18 protein-coding genes and 1 pseudogene are annotated in these 23,276 nt (G+C 48.6%); 6 read left to right on the top strand and 13 right to left on the bottom strand.

Annotation, left to right across the window (positions count from 1 at the left end):
• Nucleotides 1-237: 237 nt before the first annotated feature.
• From ABWH99_RS15920 to ABWH99_RS15930, 3 genes are all read right to left on the bottom strand, one after another.
• The gene (locus ABWH99_RS15920) at nucleotides 238-1,692 is read right to left on the bottom strand and encodes a toll/interleukin-1 receptor domain-containing protein (RefSeq protein WP_375582827.1); all 1,455 of its coding nucleotides are present in this window, start codon (nucleotides 1,690-1,692) and stop codon (nucleotides 238-240) included.
• A 155-nt stretch (nucleotides 1,693-1,847) separates the two neighbouring features.
• Nucleotides 1,848-2,438, bottom strand: a complete 591-nt coding sequence (locus tag ABWH99_RS15925; protein WP_375582828.1) for a hypothetical protein — start codon at nucleotides 2,436-2,438, stop codon at nucleotides 1,848-1,850.
• Nucleotides 2,439-2,600: 162 nt separating this feature from the next.
• Nucleotides 2,601-3,320: a hypothetical protein gene (locus tag ABWH99_RS15930; RefSeq protein WP_375582829.1), complete on the bottom strand. Its 720-nt coding sequence runs from the start codon at nucleotides 3,318-3,320 to the stop codon at nucleotides 2,601-2,603.
• Nucleotides 3,321-3,648: 328 nt separating this feature from the next.
• Here ABWH99_RS15930 and ABWH99_RS15935 point away from each other — a divergent pair, with 328 nt between their 5' ends.
• From ABWH99_RS15935 to ABWH99_RS15945, 3 genes and pseudogenes are all read left to right on the top strand, one after another.
• Nucleotides 3,649-5,832: a VCBS repeat-containing protein gene (locus ABWH99_RS15935; RefSeq protein WP_375582830.1), complete on the top strand. Its 2,184-nt coding sequence runs from the start codon at nucleotides 3,649-3,651 to the stop codon at nucleotides 5,830-5,832.
• Nucleotides 5,829-5,888, top strand: a pseudogene (locus tag ABWH99_RS15940) (hypothetical protein); the annotation flags it as partial. The gene ABWH99_RS15935 and the pseudogene ABWH99_RS15940, both read left to right, overlap by 4 nt.
• Before the next feature lie 51 nt (nucleotides 5,889-5,939).
• Nucleotides 5,940-7,145, top strand: a complete 1,206-nt coding sequence (locus tag ABWH99_RS15945) for an FG-GAP repeat domain-containing protein (RefSeq protein WP_375582831.1) — start codon at nucleotides 5,940-5,942, stop codon at nucleotides 7,143-7,145.
• On the opposite strand, the gene ABWH99_RS15950 is transcribed toward ABWH99_RS15945, so the two are convergent.
• From ABWH99_RS15950 to ABWH99_RS15960, 3 genes are read right to left on the bottom strand one after another with little or no spacing between them, the layout of a single operon-like run.
• Entirely contained in the window at nucleotides 7,124-7,525 is a 402-nt protein-coding gene (locus ABWH99_RS15950; RefSeq protein ID WP_375582832.1) for a hypothetical protein, read from the bottom strand. The genes ABWH99_RS15945 and ABWH99_RS15950 overlap by 22 nt on opposite strands.
• Nucleotides 7,525-8,958 carry a RagB/SusD family nutrient uptake outer membrane protein gene (locus tag ABWH99_RS15955; RefSeq protein ID WP_375582833.1) on the bottom strand — a complete coding sequence of 478 codons (1,434 nt, stop codon included), beginning with the start codon at nucleotides 8,956-8,958 and terminating at the stop codon, nucleotides 7,525-7,527. Before ABWH99_RS15955 ends, ABWH99_RS15950 begins: the two co-directional genes overlap by 1 nt.
• An 8-nt stretch (nucleotides 8,959-8,966) precedes the next feature.
• A complete protein-coding gene (locus ABWH99_RS15960) occupies nucleotides 8,967-12,068 on the bottom strand; it encodes a SusC/RagA family TonB-linked outer membrane protein (protein WP_375582834.1) in 3,102 nt (1,033 codons plus the stop codon).
• A gap of 652 nt (nucleotides 12,069-12,720) precedes the next feature.
• Between ABWH99_RS15960 and ABWH99_RS15965 the strand changes: the two genes are divergently transcribed.
• The 3 genes from ABWH99_RS15965 (at nucleotide 12,721) to ABWH99_RS15975 (ending at nucleotide 17,245) form a co-directional block, all read left to right on the top strand.
• Nucleotides 12,721-14,061 carry a sulfatase-like hydrolase/transferase gene (locus ABWH99_RS15965; RefSeq protein ID WP_375582835.1) on the top strand — a complete coding sequence of 447 codons (1,341 nt, stop codon included), beginning with the start codon at nucleotides 12,721-12,723 and terminating at the stop codon, nucleotides 14,059-14,061.
• 156 nt (nucleotides 14,062-14,217) lie between these two features.
• A complete protein-coding gene (locus tag ABWH99_RS15970) occupies nucleotides 14,218-15,363 on the top strand; it encodes a hypothetical protein (RefSeq protein ID WP_375582836.1) in 1,146 nt (381 codons plus the stop codon).
• Nucleotides 15,364-16,108: 745 nt separating this feature from the next.
• Complete coding sequence (locus ABWH99_RS15975) at nucleotides 16,109-17,245, top strand: DUF4221 family protein (RefSeq protein ID WP_375582837.1); 1,137 nt, start codon at nucleotides 16,109-16,111, stop codon at nucleotides 17,243-17,245.
• Between the two features lie 265 nt (nucleotides 17,246-17,510).
• Here ABWH99_RS15975 and ABWH99_RS15980 read toward each other — a convergent pair whose 3' ends face one another.
• From ABWH99_RS15980 to ABWH99_RS16010, 7 genes are all read right to left on the bottom strand, one after another.
• Entirely contained in the window at nucleotides 17,511-17,966 is a 456-nt protein-coding gene (locus ABWH99_RS15980) for a type II toxin-antitoxin system HigA family antitoxin (RefSeq protein ID WP_375582838.1), read from the bottom strand.
• Complete coding sequence (locus ABWH99_RS15985) at nucleotides 17,963-18,268, bottom strand: type II toxin-antitoxin system HigB family toxin (protein ID WP_375582839.1); 306 nt, start codon at nucleotides 18,266-18,268, stop codon at nucleotides 17,963-17,965. Before ABWH99_RS15985 ends, ABWH99_RS15980 begins: the two co-directional genes overlap by 4 nt.
• A gap of 157 nt (nucleotides 18,269-18,425) precedes the next feature.
• The gene (locus ABWH99_RS15990) at nucleotides 18,426-20,207 is read right to left on the bottom strand and encodes an arylsulfatase (RefSeq protein WP_375582840.1); all 1,782 of its coding nucleotides are present in this window, start codon (nucleotides 20,205-20,207) and stop codon (nucleotides 18,426-18,428) included.
• Between the two features lie 63 nt (nucleotides 20,208-20,270).
• A complete protein-coding gene (locus ABWH99_RS15995; RefSeq protein WP_375582841.1) occupies nucleotides 20,271-21,710 on the bottom strand; it encodes a sulfatase in 1,440 nt (479 codons plus the stop codon).
• Nucleotides 21,711-21,741: 31 nt separating this feature from the next.
• Nucleotides 21,742-22,221 (bottom strand): sulfatase, encoded by a 480-nt coding sequence (locus tag ABWH99_RS16000; RefSeq protein ID WP_375582842.1) that lies wholly within the window; start codon nucleotides 22,219-22,221, stop codon nucleotides 21,742-21,744.
• Nucleotides 22,218-22,505, bottom strand: coding sequence for a sulfatase-like hydrolase/transferase (locus ABWH99_RS16005; RefSeq protein WP_375586586.1), 288 nt, complete (start codon nucleotides 22,503-22,505; stop codon nucleotides 22,218-22,220). The genes ABWH99_RS16000 and ABWH99_RS16005 overlap by 4 nt, the downstream gene beginning before the upstream one ends.
• Nucleotides 22,411-23,097 carry a sulfatase gene (locus ABWH99_RS16010; protein ID WP_375582843.1) on the bottom strand — a complete coding sequence of 229 codons (687 nt, stop codon included), beginning with the start codon at nucleotides 23,095-23,097 and terminating at the stop codon, nucleotides 22,411-22,413. Before ABWH99_RS16010 ends, ABWH99_RS16005 begins: the two co-directional genes overlap by 95 nt.
• Nucleotides 23,098-23,276: the final 179 nt, after the last annotated feature.

The following is a 23,276-nucleotide window of genomic DNA, read 5'->3' on the forward strand; positions in this document are numbered from 1 at the left end:
ATGCCGGAAAAAACCCTATCCGGTCCTTCGTGAACTTCCTAGCTATCGTGGACTTCCTTCCGAAGGCTTACCAATTTCCCTTACTTCACTTGCCTGTCCTGTAACGGTCTCGGCTATGAGTAGATGCGTGGTTTAGCGGTTAAATTAGCAAGTACACACCAAGCTGAAAATCCTCGCGGATTTTCAGAAGTATTCGAGAACAAGCAATTACTTATAGCCATTGTTACCTGCAGTTTTTTATTCATATTTTCCTACGTTTTCAAGATTCAGTCCATTTTCAATTTTTGGCACTTTATGATGACCACGTTGGATGTTATCCTTTTCTACAACTTTAGTAATTAATTCTTTAAATGATTCAACGTCTTCAACGTTGAAAAGAAATTTGACTTTCTCAAAATACCTTTTTGAAATAATTTTTGGGAATAACTCTGTATTATACCAAGAATTATAACAACTTGTTTCTGGGAACCAACTATCTATAAATCCATTATCGTTTGGATAGATAAGAGACATGTAATAATTTAAAATATCGGCATTTTTGTTTTGTTCAAACTTTACAACAGTAGAATATTTTTTAATCAAATCTGCAACAACACTTATCCTTTTGGGGTTTATAGTTTGATTTTTATATTCATTTAACGTGTAATTGTATTTTCTAAAATTCACAAAATTTTCTGCCTCAGCTTTATTATTATATTTCTTGGTTACAATAAATGAACTTCGATAGATTAAATTTAATGTTTTAAACTTTTCAAGTTTAATTAACACTGAAATTAGATTTAAAAAAAGGTCATAATTAAAAAAACGGAAGTTATCATTTAAAACGTCATTTAAACTATTACCTGATTCTAATCTTATATCATTGTCTTCATAAAACTGAAGCAAATTTTCTAAAAATTCAACTAAAAATTCATCGTATTCTTCTGTTGAATATTTTGAAATTACATTCAGAAATTCAATAAAGTCTAATTTTAATGGTTGCAGTTGTTCTATTGATAGCTCAACCTTATCAATGAAGTTATCTCTGTTTATCTCATTTTCAGTAGCGTCAAGTTTAAACATCAATAAACTTTCTACGAATGTTTGTAAATAGTCTTTAATTAGTAAACTACTATTTTTATTATCGCTTAGAAGTGAACTTTTAATCTGATTAACTTTGTGCGCTGTTGGAAGGAAAATTGGATTATCATCTTCGAGATGAATTGGCATTTTACCAATAGGCGGTCTTTTAGAAATTGGTTTATCGTAAATATTCCTTATAAGTTTCTCGTAATTTTCTTCGTAGATTTCTTCGTTGCTTAGGTCTATATAAATCCGTGTTTTAACAAATGTTGGTAAACAAGGTTTTTCATTGTCATATTCCATTACTATTGGAATAAATTTAGTTTGTTCAACTTGGCTGTATATTTCATCCGATACAATTAAACTTTCTATTCCTACACCCCCTTGTTTTTTATTTGCCTTTTGTGCGTATTCCTTATTACATACTAATAATACTTTATCAACAGTGTCATCGTTTACCATTTGTTCCATAAAGTGATATTTGTCTTGTCCTTCCTTTAAGTCCCAATCATCTAAAATTACGTGAATCCCATCATTTGTTAATCTTTCCGCTAATTCAGTCACGATAACTTTATTACTTCTTGGTTTCCAACTGTAAGAAATAAATATCTTTTTTATTTTTTTTTGCATAGGTTGGTTTAAATTGCAGGTAACGGTCTCGGCTAAGAAACGTAGGGCTTTCGAAGTTATTCACTGTCCACCGAAAACAAAGTTTGCTAAATGAACAAATAGTTCTGAAAGCACTGTCTGCCCTATGTTTTCTTAGCCATTGTTGGCGGTAGTATTTATTTTCCAAATTCAAGGTTTTCTCTTGCCACTATTTGCCATCTTTTCTGCCTGTGCTTATAAAAACGTTTTGCAAAGGCAGTAATGAATCCTGTCAAAAATCCACCATAAATCTCAATGGAATCTTCGTAATAAATAGAATCTTTTCCGATGGCTTTAATACGCACATCATGATTCCAAACTTTCGCACTCTTATCCCATTCTTTTGTTGAAATTTGGTAGTTAGATGAATCAATTTTAACAATGCTCAAATAATGAATTCCACCAAATGGGATAAACCCAAAAACGCTCATTTTAGCTCCGTAAGTGCGTCCTTCCTGCCATTTTTTGGGGAAACCTTCATCATCAACAGATTTGAACTTAATCATACCTTTAGCGACAAATTGAAGCAGTTCAGGTGTTTGTACATTCTGCCAAGCTCTTCCAACTTCAATAGGTATAGTGCTTGATACAGTTAGTCTACGTCCTTTAACAGTATCACCCTTATACTCAATGTAAATCTTTTCTATTTCAACAGTTGGTGTATTTTGTGATAGTACTTGCTTCATAATTAAAGTTGAAAAAGCTAGAAGTAGTGTTAGCTGTCTCATAAAGTCCAATCTTTTCATATTACCGCCAACGGTTTGCGGCTACCCGAAGGTGGCGATTTCGGAGCACTTCACTGTCAACCAAGCACGAACTTTGATAGAAGCACAAAGCTTGATTTAACCGCTGAACCGCCACTTTTGGGTAGGTGCTGTTAGTGGCTGCTTTTATAATTGTCCAAGTTCGTAGGCTTTTATAAACTTTAGAATTTCAGGTTCAAATTTTACAGTCTTTGAAAGAGTTGTGTCTCCCAAAATATTATGAATACCATCAATTGATGATTGCATAATACCAAATCCTTCTACATTGAAATTCTTGTTTACAGTCGGTTTAAAGTATCTCACTAGATTTGTTCCTTTCATACCATAAGTCTGTAAACTATAAAAAACCTGAGTCTTTTTGCTGTTAAGTTGAGCCGATGCTGCTACGCTTGGGATATTGTCAACGCTAATACCTTTTTCTACTTTCTTAAATAAATAATGAATGGAGTATCCACATCCGTAAACAACGCTGTCAGATGCGGTATTTACTACTTTAGTTTCTATGTAATATACATTTAAACTTGATTCGTCTTTACCAAGTTTTAGTCCGCCAAAACCTGGTAATGATATGCCAGCATTGTCCTTACCATTAAAGATTTTCACTACAGTTCTCATTTTATTCAAGTCATCTCGGTTTCTCGGAATAACGGTTGAAACTGCTGGTTGAGAAATTGAATCAGATACAAATGATTCCTTCATAAAATCATCATCTGTCAAAATTTTTGTCAAACTTGTTAGTTCTAAGTTGTCGCCTGTCAGACTTTCTTGTTGTTGGTTTGAACAACTGGTGATAATTGTGATAGCCAAAAGTGCTGTCACGGTCAAAATTTTGTTTTTGGTTGTCATATTGATTGTTGTTTAAAGGGTTTCTGTTATTTAAAGTTGCCACTAACTTGTATATATACCTGACTGATTCAGGGTTATGCATCCAAAACCGGGTGGATAACCCTGATTAAATCACCTTTTTATTAGGAGTTAATAATACTAAATATTTCATTAAAAAGCCCAAAAAAGCTACCAATATCCTGTGAAATACGGGTACGACCACAGACGCACGAAACCCAGCCAGCAGCCAAACGGGCATTTTCACAAAAAATTAATAGCATCGCTTCCCGTTCCCTGACCAAATTCGGTATCTTTAATCCACCATGAACGTCCGATCATCCTGCGCTCCATGAAACGATCCCTCTTTCCGGCTTTGCCGGCCCTGCTTGTTTGCCTGTCCTGTCAAGAACCCCGCCTGCTCTCGGAAATTCCTCCTTCCCACTCAGGCCTGGATTTCCAAAATACGCTGCGCGAAGACGAGTTTATGAATATCCTTACCTTCGAGTATTTCTACAACGGCGCCGGTGTGGCCGTGGCGGATATGAATGCAGACGGCCTGGACGATCTGTTTTTTACCTCCAACATGGGGAACTCGGAGCTCTATATCAATACAGGGAATTTTACCTTCGAAAATGGCACGGCGAAATCAGGGATCAGCACCCAGGGAAAATGGGCCACCGGTGTCAGCATCGTCGATATCAACCAGGACGGCCTACCGGACATCTACATTTGTTTTTCCGGACCCTACGGTTCCCCGCAGCGGGCCAACGAATTGTACGTCAACCAGGGCGACCTGACCTTTACCGAAATGGCAGAAAGCTACGGACTGGCGGACCGGGGATTCAGCACGCAGGCGGCTTTTTTTGACTTCGACCGGGACGGGGACCTGGACCTGTACCTGCTCAACAACATGACCGACGAAACGGGACCCAATATCATCCGCCCAAAAAGATTGCAGGGGGAAATGCTCAACACCGACAAGCTGTACCGCAACAACGGGGACCAAACCTTCACGGATATTTCCAGCCAGGCGGGCATTACCATCGAAGGCTACGGACTGGGGGTCGCCATCACGGATATCAACGGGGACGGATGGCCGGATATCTATGTCAGCAACGATTACCTGTCCAACGACCTGCTCTACCTCAACCAACAAGACGGTACCTTTACAAATGTGGCCGGAAAGGCCTTTCCCCATACCAGCTACTCGTCCATGGGGACGGACGTGGCAGACTTTAACAACGACGGGCTCCCCGATATCCTCAGCGTGGACATGCTGCCCCCCGATTCCTACCGTCAAAAACTGATGTTCGGAAAAACCGGCAACGACCGCTACCTGTCCGAACTGAAAACGGGCTACGAACCGCAACTCATGCGCAATACCTTGCAGCTGCACCGGGGCAACGATGCGGAAAACCTGCCCCTGTTTTCGGACATTGCTCCCCTGGCGGGAGTCAGCGCCACCGACTGGAGCTGGGCCCCCTTATGGCTGGACCTGGACAACGACGGCTGGAAGGACCTGCTGATCAGCAACGGCTATCCCCGCGACATCACCAACCGGGATTTTGTGGACTACCGATCCAATTTTGCCCGGCTCAGCAGCCGGGAAATCAGCCAAGCCCTCAAAAACCTGGAAGGGGCACACATCCCTAATTTCATCTTCCAAAACCGCCGGGACCTTACCTTCCGGGATGTGGGTATTGACTGGGGCATGGGGCAGCCCTCCTACTCCAGCGGGGCAGCGTATGCGGATCTGAACAGAGACGGTGCCCTGGACCTGATCCTGACCAATACCTATGCACCGGCAGCCATTTACCAAAACAATGCCGGGAAAACGGGTGCTGGTTTTCTGCAGCTCAGGCTTCGGGGCAAGCGCCCCAACCTACAGGCCCTTGGCGCAAAGGTATACCTCTGGACGGATGCTACCCTACAGTTTCACGAACACTACCTGAGCCGGGGCTACCAATCCTCGGTATCCGAAACGATTCATTTTGGACTGGGAAAGGCCGAAACGGTGGACTCCCTGCTGGTCGTTTGGCCAAATGGGGAGCGCAGCCGGCTGACCGAAATCTCCGCCAACCAACGGCTGGAGCTGGATCAGGAAGCCGCCCTACCCGCTACCCAGGAACCGACCGGATCGCCTGATGTGACTCCTGCCACCGAACCAAAACCGGAGTTGCCGCTCCCGGAGTTTGTCCACAAAGAACGGTACTATGCAGATTTTAACCTGCAGCCCCTGCTGCCCCACAAGCATTCCCAACTGGGACCCGGAGCCGCGGTGGGCGACCTAAACGATGACGGGATGGAGGACTTGTACGTAGGCGGCGCCCACGGACAAACCGGCCAGCTTTTTATCCAAAACTCCCAGGGAAGTTTTGACCGCCGCTCCTTGCCGGAAGCGGATGCGGTGTACGAAGACATGGGCGCATTGTTCTTCGATGCAGACGGCGACGGCGATCAGGACCTGTACCTGGTTTCGGGGGAAACGAATTCGAATCCGGATCGGCCTATTACCAGGACCGCCTGTACCTGAACGATGGAAGGGGTGAATTCCGCCGCGCTGAGGGACTCCTACCGGAAAATCCGGTAAGCGGTTCCTGTGTCATTGCCGGCGATTTTGACGCCGATGGGGACCTGGATTTGTTTATCGGGGGGCGACTGGCACCCAATGACTATCCCCTTCCCGGAACCTCCCAATTGCTGCTCAACGATGGAGGGAAATTCCGGGACGTAACAAAGGAGCGCGCGCCCGGACTGGCATCCATCGGCATGGTTACCTCAGCGCTTTGGTCCGATTATGACAACGATGGCTGGCTGGATTTGTGGCTGGTGGGGGAATGGATGGAAGTCACGCTGTTTGAAAATCAACAGGGAAAACTGGTTCACAAACCCATGGAAAACGGAGGGACGAACGGCGCTGGCTGGTGGAACAGCATCAGCGGAGCCGATCTGAATGGGGACGGACGTACCGATTACATCCTCGGAAACCTGGGATACAATAGCCGCTATCGGGCCCGCGAGGGCAAGCCGCTGCAGATACACTGGGCGGATTTTGACGCCAATGGCAGCAGGGAGGCAATTATTTCGGAGGTACGGAACGGCAAGCGCGTCCCCCTGCATCCACGGGACGATTTGTTTCAACAACTGCCCTCCTTACGAAAAACCTACCCCAGGTACCAGGACTATGCGCAGGCTGATTTGGCCTCCCTGATTGGCGCGACGGGCCTAAGCGAACCGCAGCAGTTATCCGCCGATCGGTTTGCCTCCGGCATCCTCTTGAATACCGAAGAAGGCTTTCAATGGCTACCCCTGCCCAACGAGGCACAGCTGGCGCCGGTTTATGGAGCGCTGGCTTCGGATCTTAACGGAGACGGATATACGGACCTTTTCCTAACGGGAAACAACCACCTGGCAGAGGCCATCAACGGTCCCTACGATGCCTCCTACGGGCTGCTGCTGCACGGCGACGGCAAGGGAAATTTTACCTGTCCTCCGCAATCGCCCTGGCTCTCGGGGGATCACCGGGGATTGACCCATGTGCGGGTGGAAAACCGCGGAAAATCCCTGGCGATGGTTTTGAAAAACAATGCTCCCAGCACCTGGCTGGATATTTTCCCGACCGGACCGCCGGATTATTCTCCGCCTGACCCCAATCAGGCTGCTTACGTGGAGCTGCATTACCGATCGGGAAGGATACGAAAAAAGGAATGCTACCGGGGAGCGGGGTACCTGACCCAACAGCCCACTAGCATTCCCTATGAAAAAGAATTGATTCGCATCGATTACTTCGATCTACGGGGTAATCGGCTTACCTCCTATCCCGTTCAATCAAATCTGGAAAAATAGCGAATCTCAAATCGATTTTGGTTGCCTCCCTTGAACAGAGGCTGTTTCTCTGCACGAAGCACCAGATGATTCCGGTCCAGGGCCAGGATTTCGTAGGTACTGCTCGGCAGCCCTGATTCGTCCAGGTAGATCAATTGATTGCCTTCCAGCTCGTATGCATTGGAAATAAAGGATCCCTGCGCCAGGGTACGCGTTTCTCCGCTTGGGAGAAACTCGTAAATCTCCTCCTGGTGCCAGCCGCCACTGCTGAAACTAAACTGGTTGTAATGGTAGTACGCGGAGTCCAACTTCCATTTTCCGAGCAGCTGCTCCCCGGTAGTACGGGTACAGGCAGCCAGTATTCCCAGGCCAAGGAGGAAGAAAAACGCAAGTCTTTCCATCAATACCCAGGGTTTTGGGTCAATACCCCGTTACTCAGATCTATTTCCCGTTGAGGAATGGCAAATAAGTAATGCTTGGGCCGTTCGAAGGTTCGGGGTGGCTTCAAGGGACCCAGGTCTTTCTGGTAGAGGGCCACAATGTCCACAATACCTGCCTTATCCCAACGGATCAGGTCCTGATGGCGCTGGTTTTCGCCGGCCAATTCCACCCTTCGTTCGTGAATCAGGTGCTCCATGGTGGCATTGGTCACCGGTGCCCTTCCGGACCGTTCACGCACCGCGTTGATCTCCGCATCCCCGTTTTGTCCGGAGCGTATTTTGGCTTCCGCCACGATCAGGTACACGTCGGCAGTACGCAAGATGGGGTTGTTATGACTCATGTTCAAGCCTCCCTGCGGTCTCCAGGAGCTATATTTCCGGAAGTGGTAGCCCGTCGACGATAGATCCTCGGTATAAGGCGTCAGGCCTCGGCTACCGCCGAGGTCCACCATGTCTCCGGGTTTGTAGACGGTATAATCCAGACGGGGATCGCCTTCTTCAAATTCATCGATCAAATCCTGTACGGGCTCGTGAAAATCCCAGCCTCCCCAGGGTCTGGGGGTGGAATAGATCACGTGGTTGTTTTCCCGCCATCCTTGCAAACTCTGCACCGCAAAGAGCATCTCGGGGTTGTTCTGGGTTTCCACCCGGAAGTTGTCCCCAAAATCAGCTGCCAACGGATACGGGCCATCCAAAACCTGCTGTCCGACCTGTATGGCCCCGGCAAAATTCTCCTGGTAAAGGTACAACTTAGCCAGCAATCCACGGGCAGATCCTTTGTGTGCACGGCCCAGATCGTCCGGACCGTAAGATTCTGGCAGCAAGTCGGCTGCCGTGCTCAAGTCCGCCACAATCTGCGCTTGCATTTCTTCCATGCTGGCCCGGGGTTTGTTAAACTCATTGGCGAGTACATCCGCTTCCAAAATCAAGGGAACGCCCCCATAAATAACCATCAGTCGCCAGTACATAAAGCCCCGTAGAAAGTGGGCTTCACCCAGCGTGCGGTTTTTTAGGCTTTGGTCCATGGATATATCGGGTACGTTGATCAGCACCGCGTTGGCGCGTGAAATGACTTCGTACTTGTGCCGCCAGCTGTAATACAACTGCGGATTCCCCGCATCGAACGTAAAGGATTCGATGGCCTGGTCTTCCCCGTGGTCACCTGCCCGGAATTGGTCGTCGGAGGGAATATCAAAGGTATGCTCCGCATGCCCGTAGAAGTCATGTGTTATCAGGGGCTCGTACATGGCATTGGCAGCGGCAACGGCATCGTCCGCATTTCTCCAAAACTGGGAGGAAGTGGATTGCCCATACGGCACTGTCTCCAAAATGGAATCGTCACAGGCGCCTAGCAGCAGCCCGGAAAGTAGTAAATATACAATCGTCTTTTTCATGGCTTGACTTAAAATGTGATAGTAGTACCAATGGTCCAGCTTCTGGCCTGCGGATATTGAGCAAAATCAGCATTCAACTGCAAGTTTCCATCCGTGTAGCCCAATTCGGGATCCATGCCGGAATAGCCGGTAAGAATGAATACGTTCTGCCCGGTGGCGTAAAACCGAGCCCGGGTTACCCCGATTTTGGAGGTCAGCATTTCTGGCAAGGTATACCCCACTACCAGGTTTTTGAGTCGGAAGAAATCGCCCCTCTCGAGGAACAAATCCGAAGTCCGGTGATTGAGGTTGTCTCGTTGGGTGGTCATGCGCGGAATTTCATTGGTACTTCCCTGACCGTTCCAGCGATTGATCGTTTCGGCATACATGTTGAACGGATAGGTAGGATCAATTCCCTGCATGCGGTCGGCATTGTAAATGTCAAAACCTGCATTGCCAAGGAAAAACAGGCTCAGATCAAAATTACCGTAGCCCAGCTCTGCATTTAAGCCGTACACCACCTTGGGATGGGGATTACCGATGACCTCCCGATCGGTTTCGTCGATCAGTCCGTCGTTATTCAGATCGATAAAACGTACGTCTCCCGGCTGGATCAAGCCGGCAGTTCTCCGGGGATCGTTTGCGATATTGGGATCAGATTGGATCTGCTCATCGCTTTGGTAAAGGCCGTCTGCCCGCCAGCCGTAAAAACTGGCAATGGGAAAGCCCTCGTAGGTTCGGGACAGTTCCTGGCTGGATCGGCCGTACAGACGAGATCCGATAAAGTTTCCATCCGCGAGCTGGGTAACTTCGTTTTGGATAAAGGAAGCATTTCCACTCAGCGAATAAAACAGTTTACCTTTGGTTTCCCGAAATACCAATTCCATTTCCAGGCCCTGGTTTCGCAGTTCGCCAATGTTTTGATTGGGAATCTGAGCGGTGCCGATGCTACCAATGGTGGGAGGCGCGATCAGCATGTCCTTGGTATTTTTGATAAAATAGTTGAAGTTAGCCAATAAACGGTTTTCCAGAAACCCAATGTCCAGGCCAAAATTGGTCATTTGGGCAGATTCCCAGGTGATATTTCGATTGGGGATTCGGGTTTGGGCAGCCCCTACCGTTTGGTTGCCACCGAAGGAATACCTACGTCCCGAACTGATAAGCGCCAGGTACTGCAGGCCGGGCACGTTTTGGTTACCCAGGCTTCCCCATCCCCCGGTAATCTTCAGGTTGGAAATAAACCCAATGTTCTGAAAAAAGTCTTCTTCCGAGACCCTCCAGCCCAGGGAGAACGCAGGGAAATACCCCCATCGGTTGCCGGGAGCGAATTTGGAAGAACCATCACTTCGGAACGTAGCCGTAAACAGGTAGCGCTCGTCGTAGTTGTAGGCAACTCGACCAAAATAGGAGGCGAGGGCATCGTAGGATTTCCCTCCGTTGATGGAATTCAGGGTTTGCCCCACGTCCAAAAACCGCTGATCAAAGGACTCGTCGATAAAGTCCAGCTTGCTGGCACTGAATCCATCCGAGTTGAAGGTTTGCGTGGTGTATCCACCGACAAAATTCACCTTGTGCAGGTCGGCAAATACCTTGTCGTAGGAAACAAAGTATTCGGCCAGCACGGAGTAGTATTCGTTATAACTTCGTGACAGGGAATTGCGGGGGTTCGCACGTATCTGGTCGTTGACAATGATGTTAAAATTCGATCCGTCGCTGATAGCCCCTTCCAATCCAAAATTCGCCCGCACTTTCAAGCCTTCGAGCAATTCGTATTCGGCCTGCACGTTCCCAAGTAGTTTGTGACTGGTGTTGTTGTTGTCCAGGGTTTCCTGAGTGAAAATGGGGTTGTTGATATCGCCAAATTCCCCCGAAATCTGAGAGGAGCTAAAACTTCCGTCCGGATTACGCACGGGCAGTCCAGGATGGAAGCGAATGGCGCTCCACAACACCCCGGTCTGGGCCGAAAGGGTATTGGGACTAACCTGATCGATGGAAACCAATTGCAGGTTTTGACCGATTTTAAACCGCTCACTTATTTTGTGGTCGGAATTCAGACGAAAACTCAGTCTTCGGAAATTGGAATTGGTAATCATCCCTTTCTCCTCAAAATACCCACCCGAAAGCATAAAGGAAGAGTTTTTGTTTCCTCCGGTAAGGGTCAAGTCTACGTTTTGCGTGGTACCCTGCCCCAATAGCTCTTGCTGCCAATTGGTTTGCTGGGTCTGGTAGGCAGGGTTTTCCCAAATGGGATTGATAGCCAGTCCATCGTTCGTATACCGTTCCCGCTTCAGCAAGGCAAGATCGGGAGCCTCCAATACATCGATGGTCTTGATGGCATTGGATACGCCCGCGTAGGCGTTGAGTTCAAATTTCAGCGGTTGGTCAAAATCCCCGCGTTTGGTGGTCACGATCACCACGCCGTTGGCGGCACGGGTTCCGTAAATAGCCGAAGCGGAAGCATCCTTAAGCACTTCAATGGATTCGATGTTATTGGGGTTCACGTCGTTGAGGTTACCACCCGGTACGCCATCAATGATGATCAAGGGATCGGCATTGTTCAGCGTGCCCGTTCCCCGGATGCGGATGGACCCTTGATTTCCAGGAGCACCACCGTTTCGAACCACGTTCACTCCGGCGGCTCTACCTTGCAGGGCCTGCGCTGCTCCGGAAACCGGTAAATTCTGAATGGCGCTCCCTTTGACGGAAGAAACCGCTCCGGTTACGTCCCGTTTTTCCTGGGTACCGTAGCCGACCACCAACACTTCGGAAAGAGAGGTCTCGTCCGGACTCATTTGAATCGTCAATTCGGTTTGATTTCCGATAGCAATGGTCTGGGTGGCATAGCCGATGAACGAGATGACCAGCGTGGCATCATCGGGCACGGTGAGGGAAAAATTTCCATCAATGTCAGAAACAGTACCTGCATTGCTGCCGGATACGGTTACCGTAGCTCCCGGCAGGGGTTGGCCGGTTTCATCCAGGACGGTACCTCGGATCGTCCGATCGGGAAGGTTCAATCCACTTACCGTAGCTAGCACCGGATGGGAAAGCATTACCGCAAGCAGCACCAAAACCTGAAACGCGAACCGGCAACGTCGCATCACCCGTTCGTCTGGTAGGGTTTTATTCATGTGTTTGTAGGGATTAAGTAATGATACATAGGTTTAGTAAGAAATCAGTTTTTGGGTTGAAATAAAAAGGTACACGCCGCTTTGCTAGCACCGGTACCGGACTATTTTTCTTTTTTTTGTGTACACGTTCTTCCAACTGCCAATAGCAGACAGGGTCCCGGTTTTTCTCTGGAAAACGCCAAAACGCTACGGATACATATTACCAATTTCGTTTGACAGAAGGTTTTCATCCCGATGCGGGAGTAAAAAGCTTCTGAAACGACGCGATGAAATTACAATTAAATTTTGTAAAAAGAGCGCTAGAGATAGCTAAAAATTATAAATTAACAAATATTTAATTAAAAATATTTATATTAATGATAAGTTAAAATAAAAAAATAGGAATACACGTTGAAATCTTTAAATCCATCGCTAGTACCTATCGATTCGGAGACGGGGAGGAGGCTGCGGGCAAACCGTCAACCGGAACCCTATACCTCAGCGGGTTTCACAAACGCCAGGTAATAGGGCCGCCGCTTGAACAGCCGAAATGGGAGCACCTTTTGGCCACCGTCTGTTCCCGCCCCCCGGATCCAATGCTGTAGGTATTTATTCGGGCAAATTTGGCGGTATTTCCCAAAAAGTTCTTTCTTTGTAAAAACCCAAACCCACCATGAAACGTCTGCTCCTTCTCGTAAGTGTTCTAATTTTCTGCCAAGCCTGGATGTCTCCGGCTCAGATCGCGCCGCGGGAGCGACCCAATATCCTGGTGATCGTCCCCGACGATCTGGGATGGTCCGATGTGGGATACCAGGGGTCGGAGATTTTCACGCCCAACATTGATCGGCTGGCACAGACGGGCAAGATACTCGAACAGTTTTATGTCATGCCTACCTGTACTCCCACCCGTGTCAGCCTGATGACGGGCAGGTTTCCAAGCCGGTTCAGTGTATTGGCGCCGGCCTATGGGGAAGTGATCGACCTCGGAACTCCCACCCTGCCTTCCCTCTTGCGAGAAGCGGGCTATTTTACCGCCATCGTCGGAAAATGGCACATGGGTTCGCCGCCCTACACCCCGCTTCGGTATGGGTTTGATCGTTCGTACGGATACTTTGACGGTCAGATCGATCCCTATACCCACGAATACAAAACAGAAACCAACCTAACCGACCGAAAATCCTGGCATCGGGACGATCGGTATTTGGAGGAAGAAGGGCACGTGACAGACCTATTGACAGAAGAGGCTGTGCGCCTCATCCGGGAAAAGAGGGAAACACCCTTTTTTCTCTACCTGGCCCACCACGTGCCGCACTACCCACTTGACGAGCCGGAGAAATACCTCTCGATTTATGCAGATCGACCGACCATGCACCCTTCCCGAAAATTATTTGCTGCCAGCGTCTCGCACCTGGACGAAGGGATCGGCAAAATCCTGCAAGCCCTGGAGGAGACCGGGCAACGGGAAAATACCCTGATTCTGTTTCTTAGCGATAACGGCGGACAAAAAAGTTGGAGCAGTACCGAGCAGTACCGGGGAAAATATGCCGATAAACCTCATGTCGTGCTGGGAAACAATTTTCCGCTCAGGGGATGGAAAGGAGACCTATACGAAGGTGGTATCCGTGTTCCGGGTATCGTTAACTGGCCGGCAAAGCTCAGTGCCGGAAAAATCCGTGTGCCCATCCACATGAGTGACTGGCTACCTACCCTCCTTGAAATCTCCGGAACTGCCCCGCAAGCGACAATTCCCTGGGACGGGGCCTCCGTCTGGAAGCACCTGGCAGGCCTGCAGGAAAAACCGGCCAGCCCCCGTTCCTTTTACTGGAAAATAAAGGGAGCTTCCGCCGTGCGGGAGGGCGACTGGAAATTGATCGTGCGAGATAACGGGCAGAGGGAATTGTATCAGCTACAAGAGGATTTCCGGGAAAGCCGGGACCTTTCCCGGCAGCAACCCGAAGTCGTGGACCGTTTGCTATCACTTCTGGCAGGCTATCAGAAAGGGGACCGGGAATAGCAAAAGGATCGTTCTCAGCGCGGGTAGACTGTTAATTCCGTCGGCTCCGACCGTTCCGCTCCCTGGGTACTACTAACGACAAACCAGGCCGATTGACAGTCCTGGCAACATAAGGATTCCTAAACAAACCTACAATACATCAAACCAATTGAGGCCATGAAACCTACCAATCAATCCATCCGGGCTAGCCAGGAGGAAGTCCGGAACTCCCGACGTAACTTTTTAAAAAGCAGTCTGTGTTGCGGGTCACTAGGCCTACTTTTGGGCGGTGGGCTGAAGCCCCTTGTAACCCAGGCCCGGACCACCCGACGAAAGCTCAAACCGGTATTGGACGAAAACTGGTGGCTGATCGGGCCTCCTCCTCCGGCGGGGAAAAACACCCTGCCGGTAAAAATTAATGCCGAAGGGAATCTCCAGGCCTACGAGTCCGTTGATCACCATATTTTTCAGGCGGAGGATGGGCAGTGGCATTTGTGGGGCTGTGTACGGGATACCGGCTGGGGTAGAATTTTATACCACTGGAAAGCCAAAAACCTCACCGACAGCCCTTGGGAAGACACCGGTGAGTTTATGCGCGCAAACGAGGCCTTTGGCGAGAGCATCAATGGATGGGGAAACGAAGAGTGGATCCAATCCCCTTTTTTCGTGAAAGAAAACGGACGATACTACATGTTTTATGGCGGCCATAGCACCGGAAGAAATCGGCAAGGCGTTCCCTCCCTGGGAAAAACCCGGAACGAAAGCTTCGACACCGAATGCCAGATTTGCATCATGACTTCCCCCGACGGGCTGCGCTGGAGCAGGCATACGTTTGACGATGGACTGAGTCGGGCATTTACCGGGCCGGGAGAAGCAAGGGATCCCTGCCTGATCAAGATTGACGGCCTTTGGCACCTGTACTATACCGGCCTGGAGGACGGCGATCCCGAAAAAGGTGGGATGTTTGTTCGTACCTCCCGGGACCTGCTCCACTGGTCCAACTACCAACTGGTACACCGGGCCAGGCAGTACGGCAGCAACTGGTGGGAAATCGAATGCCCCCATGTGGTGTACCGGGAAGGGTATTATTACCTCTTTCGAACTCAAAATTATGTGCAGGCAATTACCCATGTATTTCGCAGCGAAGATCCCCTGGATTTTGGAAGGGAGGATGCATCCGCTGCGAATAAATACCTGGGACAAATTCCCTGCGCCGCTCCGGAAATTTACCAGGTAGCTGGAGAAGAGTTCCTTTCCTCTAACCACGATCCGGCAGCAGGAACGCAGATGTGCCGGTTGCGCTGGGAACCGGAAAGCGAATGATACGGGTAGTGTCTGGCAAGGAATGGGGGGTGTCCGTTGTTTGAGGCTTTCTTTTTCTGATTCGTTCCTGGCCAATGCAGCTGGTATTTTGGCGATGGCACCCTTCAGGTCAAAGGAAAAAGAATGGTACACCGGTTGCTTGAGCCACCGGGGTCTCTCGTGCCGATCTGGTATCGACGCTGTGATCCGGTTTTCAGAAGCGGTAGGTTCCCAATACAGCGTACCTACTATCCCGGTTCAACCCCTTCCGGGGTTGCAGGTACTTCGTGCTCCTTACGCCGCGGGCTGCACCCGCGGTTAGTATAGTTCAGGCCCTTCAGGCCTGGAGTACTCAGTTGATCTTCAATAATCGACGGTGATCGAAAGAAATAACAATTACCTTTGCCAATTCGGACTAGTGGATATCTCAGATCAATTTCCTATTCGAATTGGACTTATGAATATCCAGACTACAAGTAATACCCTATCAAACCCGAAGCCTGAAGGGCTTCAAGAATCCTAACCCCGGGCGAAACCCGGGGAATACAAGCCGAAATACCCGCTCCACAACCCCGGACGGGGTTGAACATCGTCCATGGTTACACGATGTTTCCTTTTGTTTGACCCATTCACTAAAAAATAGTAAATAGTACGAAATGGAAGATTGGAATACCATTTTTTTAGTAGCCTTCATGGAGGACTGATTCCATGGTTCTCCAATCGAGTGAACTGAGCCTTCAAGAAATCGGTTTTTATAAAAAAAGGAATGAAACATATTGGAATGGCATTCGGTCTGCTTATCCTCAGCAGTTGTACAGGGAATACCCCTGAATCAAGCGCTATTCGGGAATTTACACTGTCTCAGGATACAGTGCGTATTGATCCAAAAGGCAGTATCATCAATCTAAAATACGGTATTAGCCATCCCGAGCTTTCCTCCGAAGGCAACTATCTGTATCACTATAACTATGGCGAGGCCAGGTTTGATAAGGTCAATTTGGAGAAGTTAGAACTGGAGAGGACGCTCCAGTACGAAAAGGAAGGGCCAAATGGCATGGGAAGAAATATTTCCGGCTATGCTTTGACCGGAACAGATCAAATAATGGTCTGGTCTGGTCTACTCAACGCTTTATTTGATCAGGAGGGCAAGAAAGTAAGGGACCTAAAGTTGACCAAAATAGCCCCGGAAATAGAAGGTCCGGAAACGTTTCCCATACGCTTGATGGAGCATCCCGGCGATCCCAATAAGTTTTATGGCCTGTACGGCAGATGGCTGGATCACCAATTTTTTCTTATCCGGTTTGACCTGGAAAGTGAATCGTATGAAAAAATACCGTTGCCCGAGACCAGGAAGCTCAACGACTACAGGATGGAAATCGAACACGAGGGAAAGCCCGCAGGAGGATTCAGCCCAAAACCCATGGCACACGCGATCCAGGACAACAAAATCGTGATTACCAACGGTGCATTCAACGAAGCCTATGTGTACGACATCCTGACGGATTCCCTGCACCTGAAAACCTGGGAAAGCCAGCTTACACCAAACCAAAATGAATACAAACTCCCAAAAACCGTGGAACTGCTGCAGGCGGAAGAACACTACATGAAATTCAATGAATCGATTTATTTTCTACCTCCTAAATGGGACCCGGTTTCTCAGCGTTACATCCGGCTATCGTTCACAACCCAATTTTCTGAAAACCTTAACGAGTATGGAGAAGCAATCGAAATCGGAGCAGAAGTATACCTGACCGTTTTTGATAAGGAATTAAATATGCTCGGTGAGCAGCATCTGGACCAGTACCAAAAAAATCCACGCCAACACTTTTTCACGGATAATAAAATATGGTTGTACGAAAATATGGATGATGAGTTGGGCTTTGTGAGGATAACTGTGGATTGATTCCGATTATCAAATAAAAGTGAGCTGCGGGTGCCAATGCTTCTCGAAGCAGTGTTCGACCCCTTCCGGGGTTGGGGCCTATCCGTTGTCAAATAACCGTGGGATGCACCCACGGTTATTATTGTACAGGCCTGGGTACACGGGAAATCTTAAGCGACCAAGATTGAAATCGAAGTGTTTTAAAGAAAGTTTTGATGGGCTTCCACACTATTTGGCCTAATGGTAGGCTGCTATCCCACATGATTCGGAGCTGTCAGCTCATCTTTCAAAATACAGCCCCGGAAAAATACTTTTTGATGGAGGCATTACCTAAAACCCTAGCTTGCATTTCCGGCTCCAGTTTAACATCTTTGTTGCCTGCAATAAGCGATTCAAAAGGAATTCCTAAATACCTATTCAGCAAAATGATCATTTTGAGGGTCAATGCCCGCTTCCCATGCAGAATCTCAGACACCCTTGTTTTCCCTCCCAGAAGCGGGGCAATATCCACCTGTTTTAAATTCATCTGATCCATTCTAAACTTGATGGCTTCTATGGGGTCAGGGGCTTCAATCGGAAAATTTTCTTGCTCGTATTTTTCTACCAGCAAGGACAAAAGTGCTATTTCTTCACCTTCTGGACTATCCGGCTCAATAGGTTTTTCTGAACTGTTGATCAAATTATAGATTCGATCACAAGCATCGTTATATGCTTGCTTTGTACTCAATATTTTAATTTTCATACCGTACCGCTTTTTGCATCAATTTTATCATATTCTACATGAGTCCCAAACCAAACCACAAACACAATTTTTAATTTGTACTCAATATCAACAATCAACCGATAATCATTTCCATTTATATTGAACACTACTCTTTTAGAACTAAAAATACTGGCATTCCCGAATTTTGCCTTCAATTCATTTGAGTTTGCCCAATTAGAGAATCTGACTTCATAAATCCAAGCCTTTAAAGATGCTTCAGCCTGATCGTATTTGCTTTGCTTACAATACTGGGTCAGCATTTTCTCTTTTATTATTCTCATACGCAACAAAGATAATAAAAGTTACCAAAAAAGGTAACTTTTAAAAGCGTAATTTAAATCAATCAGTAGTATAAAAATCAGTTAGCTGATACGTATAAAGGAAATACGAAATAATCAGGTTCTTATACTGGATGACTCCACACACCAGTACCAGATTTCATGGACCAGAAATCTTTTCCAGCTCCATCCAAAGCGGAAATATACTTCTACCCTCTGTTTGGTAAAAGGGAACCAGGTCCATTTCCATTTCTGGCAGGTAAACATTCTCCATGGAAATCTCATCGGTCGGGACCTCCCGATGCTGCTGCTGCAGGATTACCGAGTTGGTTTCGAGTACCATTCTCCCCTTGGTTTTTAAGGGTTGGATAAATTTAAATCGGATGCGGTACCTGCCCTCCAGCGTTTTTACCTTCCACATTCCAAAAACCTCCTCCTGCGTCCAAATGCCTCGCTCTCCGTCCGCGTCGTTGCGGTTGAGGTATACCGGGTTTTCCTGCTCGCTACCAATGATTACCCGCTGGGGCCGATTGAGGTGGGGGGATTGCGTCAAATCGGCTATCATCGCATCCATTTCGGACTTTAGCGCGCTCGCAATTGGCTTATTGGCATCCAAAACCGAATTCAATTCGTAAGGATCTGCCTCGATATCAAACAACTCAAAATCTGATTCCTTTGCTTCGTAACCGGTATTGCCTACCAATTTGAAATTCCCTCTATGGAGGGCAATATTGTTGTACAACTCCGGATACCTTCGGGTCCAGTAAAAGAACAAGGACCTATCGTCAAAACCTGCCACATCCCTACCCTGCAGCAGGGGATAGAAGCTTTTGCCATCGATTTGCCGGTCCGTTGGAAGGGGTGCCTCGCAGAGTTCGGCAAGGGTGGGTAGCACGTCTATGTGGGCCAGGCTGGTGGAAATGTCCCTATTTCCTTCCAGCCGATCCGGTAATCGGAGGAAAAACGGTACCCGTACGCCTCCCCGAAATACGTTTCCTTTTCTACCGCGCATCCCCCCCACATAGCGGGCCTGCTGGGGGCCGTTGTCGGTCATAAAGATCACAACCGTATTCTCTGCAATGCCCAGTTCTTCCAACTTATCCAGTACCCTTCCTACATTGTCGTCGATATTGGACACCATGGCATAGACTTTTCGCGCGGCCTCCTTATCCCGTTCGCTCATCTCTGGAAAGGGACGGCCGTCTTTATCAAAACCAGCCGAGGGATCCAGGTCCTTGTACCGTTCGTAATACTTGTCGGGAACCTGCAGTGGCGTGTGAGGCGCATTAAAGGAAAGGTAGAGGAAAAAAGGATCCGATGCCTTTTTTTCCATAAAGCGTAAGGCCTCCGTTGTAAAAATATCCGAACAATAGCCCTGAAAGGCTTTTTGCTGCCCATTGTACCAAAGAACCGGATCGAAATAACTACGGTCTCCCTGAAAATAGGTGGTAAAATCTCCCGGCTGCCCCATGCCACCCGCAAGGTGAATCAGGGACTCCTCAAAGCCCTGGTCTCCGGGCCGAAAAGGATAGTTGTCTCCCAAATGCCATTTCCCGAACATGCCCGTTCGGTAGCCTGCCGACTGCAGCATCTCTGCTATCGTGACTTCTTCGGTGGCCATGATCGCACCGCCATTATAGGTGTCCCGTACACCGGTTCGAAGGGAATACCGGCCGGTCATCAGGCTGGAGCGGGTCGGCGCACAAACCGGTGACACGTAAAAATTGGTCAGGCGCAGGCTCTCCCTTCCCAACTTATCCAATACGGGTGTTTGAATGTGGGGATTGCCGTGAATGCCCAAATCACCATAGCCCTGATCATCGCTGATGATCAAAACAACGTTGGGGCGTTCCGCTCGCTGGAATGCATTTCCATTTGTTTGTCCGGCAAGCATCAGAACGAATCCTACCAATAGTCGAAAATAAACCGTTTTTCCGTTCATGTTACCTCCACTTTTTCCCTTGTCACCGAAAGCGCAGGCATGCTTTCGGCACTTTTTTGGGATCTATTTTTCCAATTGATTTTCTACCGGCACCACGCCCGCCTTGTGGGCTTCCATGACCGCCCTGATTTCCGCGATGATTTCCGGATGGTCATCCGCTATATTCAATCGTTCGCCCGGATCGACGGCCACATTGTACAAAAGTGGCGTTTCCAAAACGGTCGGGGAATTTTCCAAGGGTATCGGAGGCTGGGTCACGGGGTGTGCGGTAGGATTACCGTATTCCAATTGGGTGATAAAGTGGGCCTTGTAATCCCCTTTACGAACGGCATAGATCTTCTGACCGCGGTAATAAAACACCGTTTCCCTTCCGCTTTTTCCCGTACCGCGCAGCAGCGGACTCAGGTCGTAGCCATCGTACACCCGGTCATCCGGCAACTCGGTACCCGACAAGGCACAAAAGGTTGGCAATAAATCCATGGTAGTGGCCATATCGCGTACGACGCCAGGTTGTATCCCAGCCGGCCACCAAAATACCGTAGGCTCGCGCATGCCTCCCTCAAAAGTACCACCTTTTGCTCCTCTCAGCAGACCGGCTGTACCTCCGTGGTTTCGGAACACATGCCAGGGACCATTATCGGAAGTAAAGACAACCAGTGTATTCTCTGCCACTCCGGCTTCTTTAAGGCCCTGCAGAATTCGCCCCACGGACCAGTCTATTTCTTCGATCACGTCTCCGTAGATGCCCGCCAGGGACTGATCCCGGAACTCTGCCGAGCGGAAAAGGGGAATGTGGGGCAGGTTATGAGCCAGGTAAATGAAAAAAGGATCTTTCCCGAATTCGTTAATTTTATTTACCACTTCTTCCGTATACCGACGGGTGATGCTTCGCTGGTCTGCCGGACGTTCCACTATTTCCTTGTCTCTCATCAAGGGAACGTTATAGGCCTGGTACCTTTCCTCGTCAGCCAGCGTAAAGTGATCCGTTTTTTCGACCTTGTCCATATCGTTGGAATACGGAATACCAAAATAACTATCAAAACCATGATCCGTGGGTAAATGGGGAGACAAATGCCCCAAATGCCATTTTCCAACAGCAGCGGTACGGTACCCGTTTCCTTTCAGGGCCCGGGCAATGGTGATTTCTGACTGTGGCAAGCCACCTTTGGAATCCGGAAACAAGACCCGTCGTCTATCGCTACTCATGCCGGAGCGAATGGGCAATCTTCCGGTAAGCAGCCCTGCCCGACTGGGCGTGCAAACGGAGGCGGCCACGTAAAAATTGGTCCACTTCTGCCCTTCCATGGCCATGCGGTCCAGGTTGGGCGTGTTGATGGTCGGGTGTCCAAAAATACCTAAGTCCCCGTAGCCCAGGTCATCTGCAAATATTACGATGATATTGGGCGGATCCATTTCTTTCGAAACCGAAGCCGCTGGCAACGTTTCGCTGCTACTAAAAAAACTCAAAGAAAGGCTGAGTACAGATAGAACGATTAATTTCATGGTGTATGATTTATTGGGTGTTGCTTGTTCTTCATTCGTCGGGGCGCTGCCAGGGCACTTTTCCACTTTCCTGTATTTGCAGCCGCAGCAGTCGGTGCAATTCCCGGTAGACTTCTGGATCACGTTCGATTCGATTCGTTTGTTCCAGGGGATCTTCTTTCAGGTGGTACAATTCCATGGCTTGATAGGGACTGTTCTGCAACAGTTTCCAATCGCCTCTTCTCAGCGCATGATAGGCTTTCCCACCGTACCGGGTTCCACCTTCCCTGCGTACAAAATACAGGGGACGATCGGTGACTGGCATTTCTTTGCCGAGCAGGGTTGGCAAAAAACTCCGCCCGTCTATCGATTCGGGAAGGCTTGCCCCCACCAGTTCGGCCAACGTGGGCAGTACATCCATGGTCAGGTTGATTTGCCCGGATACCGATCCGGCCGCAATCCGACCGGGCCAGGAAACAAGGGCCGGCACTTTTAATCCTCCCTCGTACATACTTTGCTTGCCATCTCTCAAAGGACCATTGTTTGCCTCGCTGGGCAAATGTCCCCATTATCGCTGGTGAAGATAATGAGCGTGCGGTCGTACTGCCCGGTTTCCTTAAGTGCCTGCACCACTTTCCCGATTCCCTCGTCCATGTGTTCGATAAAGGCCAGCAGGGAGGCACGGGTGTCGGATACGCCCGGTTCTCTGCGTTTCACCTTTTCAAGCCATTTTTCCGGAGGCTGCACCGGAAAATGGGGAGCATTGTAAGCCAGGTATAGAAAAAAAGGCTCCTCGGTATCCTTCCGTGAACGGATGTAATCGAACGGACCATTGGGTAAACAAGTCGGTGGCATGGCCTTCTGGTTCGATACTGGCTTCATTAAGCCGCATGTAATTCCTCCCGTGCCGGCGATGCGTCCAGTAGTCGTCCATCATGTCTTCCAACCAGCCATGAAAATGATCAAATCCACGTTCATTGGGAAGGTTAGGACTTTCAAGGCCCAGGTTCCATTTGCCCACATGGGCTGTGTGGTAGCCGTTTTCGCGTAGCAGGGCCGGAAGAAGTATCGCCTTCGGATCCAGATAGCCCCAGGTATTGTCCGGGATGGAGCGTATCAGTCCCGGCACGCCAACCCGGTCGGGGTATCGGCCGGACATCAGAGAGGCCCGGGTAGGAGCGCAAACGGGCGAATTGGTATAGAAATTATCCAGCCGCATGCCCTCAGCTCGCAAGGCATCGATATGGGGCGTTCGAATGTCCTTCGTTCCGTAGTAGGACACGTCGTGATACCCCTGATCGTCCGTTAAAATAAGAAGAATATTCGGTTTTTCCGGGAGCAGGGATTGCCCCTCGAGGTGGGTGGCGCAAAGGAACGCAAGTACCAGTAGGAAAATTTTAATTTGCATAAAAGGGCCGGGCCAGGTCATTTGAGCAGAAATTCTAAATTACTGAATAATTTTCCAAATTGCCGGTGTACACGCAGTTTTTATGCAAAACGGGTACTTTTTTGATCGCATATCCACCGAACAAGAAATAGGCAAGAGAGGGTCCGTTTCCTGTTTCGGGTTAAAAGATCGGGGCGAAG

The sequence above is a fragment of the Cyclobacterium xiamenense genome, assembly GCF_042140265.1.
GTDB classification, from domain to species: domain Bacteria; phylum Bacteroidota; class Bacteroidia; order Cytophagales; family Cyclobacteriaceae; genus Cyclobacterium; species Cyclobacterium xiamenense_A.